The organism is Kitasatospora sp. LaBMicrA B282, from assembly GCF_050325825.1.
Taxonomy (GTDB): Bacteria; Actinomycetota; Actinomycetes; order Streptomycetales; family Streptomycetaceae; genus Kitasatospora.
This window is the reverse complement of the sequence record NZ_JBNQTI010000405.1, coordinates 1-480: the sequence shown is the minus strand read 5'-3', so window position 1 is coordinate 480 and position 480 is coordinate 1. Positions and strand designations below refer to the sequence as shown.

The following is a 480-nucleotide window of genomic DNA, read 5'->3' as shown; positions in this document are numbered from 1 at the left end:
CAGGCAGCAGACCAGCGCGAGCGCGAGCAGCAGCGTCGCGGCCCAGCCGCACCACAGCAGCGGTCCGAAGGAGGTCTGCCGGTGCACGGCCGCGCGCCGCTGCGCCTGGAGGGCCTTCAGCCGGGGCAGTATCCCGGAGCCCGGGTCCGCCAGGACGCTCGTCGCGTAGCTGAGGTACGCCTCGCGCAACACGCTCCCGGCGGGCTGGCGTTGGGCCTGCTGCACCTCGACCACGTAGACGGTGATCAGCGCGGCCACGGTCTGGAGCGCCTGGCGTCCCGACGGTCCCCCGGCATCGTCACCGGCTACGGCGGCGACGCTCTGCGCGGCGACCGAGATCTGCTTCTGGAAGTCGCTGGTGGGGGTCGCGGCACCGGCGTCCGCCTCGGCCTGCCCGAGGGCGTACAGGGCGGTGTCGAGGGAGAGCACCGCAGGGGCGCTGGAGGTGCGCAGCGGATCGGCGTCGCCGTGCACCCCCTC

Annotated in this window: 1 pseudogene; it reads right to left on the bottom strand. The window is 74.6% G+C overall.

From position 1 onward, the window contains the following. Positions 1 to 480, bottom strand: a pseudogene (locus tag ACQRUO_RS39685) (hypothetical protein); the annotation flags it as partial.